Genomic DNA, 243 nt, shown 5'->3' on the forward strand with positions numbered 1-243 from the left:
CTCTTTAAATAAAAATGATTCCGTGTCTTTCCCCCATGCGCCAGTAATTGCAAAATACGTATACGAAATAGACCAAGCAATAATTACTGCATAATATGTTGAAACGATAAATGTTACAAACATTTGCCACCATCCGATAAATTCAGCACGCGGATGAATACGGAAGAACGTAAGTGGTGCTGAACCACGGTGACGGTGCCCAAGAGCAAATTCGAATGCTAACAATGAAATACCAGTCGTTAA

1 pseudogene is annotated in these 243 nt (G+C 39.5%); it reads right to left on the bottom strand.

What is annotated here, in order from left to right:
- A pseudogene (locus tag K5S59_RS29905) lies at positions 1 to 243 on the bottom strand (sodium-dependent transporter); the annotation flags it as partial.

Origin of the sequence: Bacillus sp. BML-BC051, assembly GCF_019656175.1 — a bacterium.
In the GTDB taxonomy this organism is placed as follows: domain Bacteria; phylum Bacillota; class Bacilli; order Bacillales; family Bacillaceae_G; genus Bacillus_A; species Bacillus_A mobilis.